The organism is Bradyrhizobium sp. SRL28 (assembly GCF_018596315.1).
Taxonomy (GTDB): Bacteria; Pseudomonadota; Alphaproteobacteria; order Rhizobiales; family Xanthobacteraceae; genus Bradyrhizobium.
Map to the genome: position 1 here is coordinate 1 of NZ_JAHEAG010000113.1, position 5,505 is coordinate 5,505.

Below are 5,505 nucleotides of genomic sequence, written 5' to 3' on the forward strand. Positions count from 1 at the left end.
ACTAGGCGTTGGGATGTATTTGCTGCGACCCGGACTGCAGCCTTAGGTAGACGCCTTGCAACTTAAAGGTCTGAGGAGGAGATGAGATATGCCTCACGATACATCCCAGGAATGGGAGATCCGCTGCGATCTGGCTGCGGCCTACCGCCTGATCGCCCATTTCGGCATGGACGACCTGATCTCCACTCATCTTTCGGCGCGCCTGCCTGGTAAGGATTATCGCTTCCTCTTGAATCCTTACGGCTTGATGTTCGATGAAATCACGGCCTCGAGCCTCGTCATCGTCACCCCTGAAGGGTATGCTCTCGAGGAGGAGGAGGAGTCTAAGATAAATAACGCGGGCTTTACGATCCATTCCGCCGTGCACATGAGTCGTGACGATGCTCAATGCGTGATACACACGCATACTCTGGCTGGCATGGCGGTGGCTGCGCAGGAGCAGGGGCTCCTGCCCTTGAACCAAAAGTCGATGGCCTTCTCCGGCGGCATTGCCTATCACGACTACGAAGGCTTCGCGGTTGATCTCGACGAGCGCGAACGCCTGGTGCGTGATCTCAGCAACAAAGACTTGATGATCCTGAAGCACCACGGATTGCTCTCGATCGGACGCAGCGTCGCCGAAGCCTTCCTCAACATGTACCAGTTGGAGCAAGCCTGCCGTATCCAGGTCGCGGCTATGCAAAACGGGGAAAAGATCATACTGCCGTCCGACGACATCGTCGCTCATACGGCGGCGCAGTTCAAGCATATTGGCTACAATAGGAGCATGCGTCCCTGGGCAGCGCTCAAACGCCGCCTCGATCGCATCAGCTCGGACTACGCCACCTGATGCTCCGCCAGGGTCCCGGCGAAAGTTCAGGCCCGATCAGGCGGCAGATGCGGCTTCAAAGCAGATCGGCTCGGCTGGTTGCCACAGCCAACCCGTTAGTAGAGCCAGCGCGCCAGGAGCGCAGAATTTCTGACGCAGCTGGCAACGCTATGTCAGAAGGTTGGCGAGCTGCTCGTGCTCTTGGTCAAACTGCGCGCTGCAACAACCTGAGCGGACCATCAAGAGCTTAGACACAGCTGATCGTGGGATCGATCTGAACCGCGCTCTTGAATTGCTTTGCGAATCCGGCTGCTCAAAAGCATGATGGCGGCCGAGATCGCCATGACCCACATCCTGCTGCCCTGATAATCCTTCCGATCCCGAACGCGCTCCGGCAGATTACCTACCTCTCGCTGGTGTGCGACGTTTTTGTCTGGGCGCCACGAATGTGGGCACATCCGCCAAGCCATCCTGCGCTAGTCAATCGCATCGGGGGGTCAAGGAATAGCAGGATGAACCAAGCGGTCGGAGGCAGGAGGCGGAGGGCAGTCATCGCAGTACAGCTGGGAACTGCCATCGTTTGAAGATGCCAGGGTAGGGTTGTGCCGTGAGACAGCTGCTCGATCAGCCCCGCCAGCGTCCTCGATCAGGTAAAGTATCCCCCGGCAAAGCCGAGCGTTTAGGAATTGGCTCTCAAAGCTGCCGTAGTCTAACCCGCATCTCTCATACCGCTGCCAATAGCGACGTTGAAGACGCGAGGCTCCAAACCGCCCAATTGCTCCGACAGATCGCTTGCCAGCTACCAGACCAACCGACCACTGTCTGGATGGTACCCTCCTCCATTAGTAATCTGCGCTCTTGGGCCGCACTGAGAATGCGGGCTAACCAATCCTCGATTTTGTTGGCCGTCTGAAGGCGGCCTTAGCGCCGCATGCTCAGTTGGTCGAGCCGAGCATCCGCGGCCTGCTGCTTGCGGATGTACTGCCTGATCACCGCTTCTTTTCGACCACCGTAGGACAAAGTATCCCCTGGCCCACAAATCTTGCCGCACGAAGTTGCGTTTCGTTCACCGTAGTACGGGCCAGGTCGATCGCACTCATCCGATTGATGTCCCTGATCACTTGCAATGCCACATATTTGGGTGGGATCGAAATCATCATGTGAACATCATCTGGCATCAAAGCTCCTCTTCGACCCTACATCCGTTTCTGCATCGCCAATCTACGGCACACCTCCCGAGATGCCGCCTCAACTCCGCGTACAGCGTATGCCTAGGCTCTCGTAAGCGTCCATCCCGAAACTCGCTCTCCTACGCGTGGTCACCTGTCGTGAGTTTCGTCAGCGGAAATGTCGAACTTCTGCTGCCGGGGGCCTCTCTTGGTAGGCTGGTTCTGCGTCGTATCCCTGTTTCGAGGCGCCGATTACCACCTGAGGGGCTGGTTGTTTTTCGCTCGGATGATGCATCGGACCGCCGCACGGCACCTTCGTCCACTCACCAAACCAGAGCAAACGAGGGCCAAAGTTCGCCGCCAGCTTTGCTGACCTCCAACGCGATTATTCCGTACATTTCCGTCTCAGTCGCGCCTTCGATCACCAAATCCTGAAACGTGCGCACACCCAACTAGCGCTGACCCTGAACAGTCGAACTGAATGATGGGCCTGAGCGAAGTCAGGTCGTCGTCCGAAATGCTGTCCATTAGCGCCGCGGCAACCGGGCTTTCGTCGACCAACGTAACCTTGGGGTGCGCGTGGCGTCGAGCGCGCCCGCGAGTCCCGCCCGTCCGGCGCCGACCACCAAAAGATCGATGCAGAGCATTCATTTTTCGGAATGTATTCCGAACACTGATGTCTGACGGACGGAGGGCACCGACGGTGGTCACGGCGAATGTATTAGCTGCGCGAACGCGAACTTGGCTGGAAGACTTCAGCGCCAGCGCTTCTGCTCGCTGTCGTAAGCACCGGCAATCGGATCGCTAACGTCCATCAGCTCTCGTTTAAGCACTTTATTGCTCGAGACGGTTCTCGGAAGCGCCGGACTGAAGGCGATGTACCGCGGCACCTTGAACACGGCGAGGCGCGCACGAGCGTGGTCGAGAATACGCTCCACAAGCAGATCGTCTCGCCTGACACCTTCTTTTAGCTCCACGTAGATCTTGATCTCCTCGCCCTTCTTGTCGTCGCGAACAGGCACCGCAGCCACATCCGCGATCGCGGGGATCTCGCAGACGATCGCCTCCACCTCGCGCGCAGCGATGTTCTCGTCCAAGCGACGAATCACGTCCTTCTTACGTCCTACGAACCAGTAAAAGCCATGCTCGTCGCTCCGCAACAGATCACCAGTCTTGAACCATTCGCCCTCGAAGCATTCCGCATTCGCCCTCGGCCTATTCCAGTAGCCCTTCAATATCCCACGACCCCTTACCCAGAGCTCGCCAACTTCGCCGACCGGCGTAGGTGTACCATCGTCGTTCACCAACCGCAGCTCCCTAAACGGGGAGCGAATCCCGACCGAGCCGGACTCGTCCATCTCTTCTATCTCGGGATATGTGGCGCATCCGATTTCAGTCATCCCGAAGTAATTCAGGCCGCGCACGCCAAACTCCTCCCGGAACCGGCGTACCGTTTCTGCACTCCAGCAGCGCTGGGTCTGGGCGACCTGCCTCAGCCACCTCGGTACGTCTGCCGCGGCTTCCGCTATCAGCCCGGGCAGCGTACAACACTCAATGCGATACGTCTTGATCCAACCGATCAATCGTGACGAGTCCATTTCCGAGGCCAAGTACAGCGTGCCGCCTTTTTGATACGATGTCAGAAGAAGCCATTGCCCATATACATTGTGGAAAGGCGACCAACACAGATATCTTTTGTAAGGACTCAAGTTGGAAAGTACGTACGAGACTATGGCCCAATAGTCGTGCGTCAACATGACGCCCTTCGGAAAGCCCGTTGTTCCGGAGGTGGATTGGATGTTCAATAGGTCGTCAGGTCGGACATTCTCGTCGATTGGCGAGTCGTCAACGTTCTTGAGCAAGTCATCGAGGGTCGTAGCTGTCGCGGAGGGCTGTCCGACAACAATTACCCGCTCCTTGGCGAGGTCTTCCGGCCAAGGATCCATCGCGGAGAATACTGGCCATGCGGTTTCGTCAACGACGGCGAATTTCGCCTGGGTATCGCTGAAAATGTATTCAACCTCCCTTGGAGTGTACAGGTAAATCGGGACCATCACCGCACCGAGTTTTGCAAGCGCGAACCACAGGATCGGGAATTCGATGCGATTGGGAAGCATCACCCCGACGCGATCGCCCTTGCGCACCCCGAATCCGCGCAACGCATGTGCATAGCTGTTGGACCTGCGGTCCATCTCGGAGTAGGTCGCACGCTCGCCTCGATCGAAGACGTCGATGGCGATCGTTGAGCCGTGCGTTCGCGCTCGCACTGAAACGAGCTGGGTCACTGTGATGGTCTCATATACAGACTCCAGCGCCTCGATCCTGCTCAGAGCATTTGTCACGTGCTCCCGCAGCTCGCTTGGTGTAGAGGGCATCGTAAACACCTCGTTGGTTCAGGGGACAAACATCGGCTGCTTGGACATTCCTCGAGGCCACCATTGTGGGAACGGATCCTCACCCTCCCAAGCAATCGGCGTACCACAAGAGCGGTGTGCGCGCGCCTTGAAGAGACGCCAAATCCTTGTGCTTCGAGGCGCGCCACCAGAATACTTACACCTCGGTGTCAGGCTCCGAACATTGACGTCTTCAACCGGACGCGGCCGAACACGACAACAAGACGCGTAAAAAGACGATCGTGCTTCTCGCGCCGAACGCTTGCGACGAAGGTTCTTCCAAAATTCTCATAAAGCTGGAGCCTTCTAGGAATCGACACTTCACATGGCCTTCGCAAATAGCGAGGAGACTCGTCGCTCGAGAAGATGATGTCATGCGCCAACTCTGCGCTTATAGCAGCCCTAATGTCGAAATTGCCCTCAGAGCTGGGGCGAGCCTGCCGTTCCAACGAATCTCGGCAAACTGGAGCGCTTTCACAGCCTCTGGATACGTAGCTCGACCGCTCCGGCGCGGTTTCAAGATTCAATCGGCCCTTCAGGTTGCGGTTTTTCCCGTCAGCCCTATGAACGCAGCAAGGAGACCGGCCGTAAGGGAACACCTGGCGCTACAGAGCAGCGGCACGGCGGCCGTGCGCGTTTGCCCACGCGGTCCACCGCAAGGACTTCCGGCATCAAGCGGCCAGGTGTGGTCGCTATGCTGCTCAGTCTCGTGCGGCGATGGCTTCCGGTGCTCGCCGGGCGTTTTGAGATCGGCAAGTTGTTCCTGGCGAAGCGGCCGGCGATGCCGACGCGACGATTGGACTAGGAGCTCGACACTGAGGTTTTGACCCGTTGAACTTGGCCTGATTTGGCTGAGGGCTTTGGATAGGGGCGCGCCAGTTTGGTGCCTTTTCGGTTATGAACATTCTTTTGACGCGGGCGGGGTGGGAATTGCGGCGTTCTCTTAGGCGGCGATCTCGGCGATGAGACCGCGACACTGTCGATGCGCCGATTGAGGCATTGGGCGAAAACGCCGATCTCGATCTCGACGTCAGCTGGCGTACTTTGGACGTGATGGAACTCCAATCGGCGCAAGATCCGCTGGCTTCGTCGGTCGGAAGAGCCTGGTAGAGCGTTCTGGTTTTGAAAATCCCAA

At 57.7% G+C, this 5,505-nt stretch carries 3 protein-coding genes; 1 reads left to right on the forward strand and 2 read right to left on the reverse strand.

What is annotated here, in order from left to right; translation table 11 throughout:
• Window positions 1-88 precede the first annotated feature (88 nt).
• Window positions 89-829: a class II aldolase/adducin family protein gene (locus tag KIP88_RS45185; RefSeq protein ID WP_214494536.1), complete on the forward strand. Its 741-nt coding sequence runs from the start codon at window positions 89-91 to the stop codon at window positions 827-829.
• 968 nt (window positions 830-1,797) lie between these two features.
• Here the strand turns inward: KIP88_RS45185 and KIP88_RS45190 are convergent.
• Both KIP88_RS45190 and KIP88_RS45195 read right to left on the reverse strand, forming a co-directional pair.
• On the reverse strand, window positions 1,798-1,986 hold the full coding sequence (locus KIP88_RS45190) for a transposase (protein ID WP_214494537.1): 189 nt from the start codon (window positions 1,984-1,986) through the stop codon (window positions 1,798-1,800).
• Between the two features lie 746 nt (window positions 1,987-2,732).
• The gene (locus tag KIP88_RS45195) at window positions 2,733-4,262 is read right to left on the reverse strand and encodes a class I adenylate-forming enzyme family protein (RefSeq protein WP_308163835.1); all 1,530 of its coding nucleotides are present in this window, start codon (window positions 4,260-4,262) and stop codon (window positions 2,733-2,735) included.
• Window positions 4,263-5,505 lie beyond the last annotated feature (1,243 nt).

Coding starts and splice junctions, on each gene's coding strand:
- KIP88_RS45185 (WP_214494536.1), top strand. CDS start 89: ATGCCTCACGATACATCCCAGGAATGGGAGATCCGCTGCGATCTGGCT.
- KIP88_RS45190 (WP_214494537.1), bottom strand. CDS start 1,986: ATGCCAGATGATGTTCACATGATGATTTCGATCCCACCCAAATATGTG.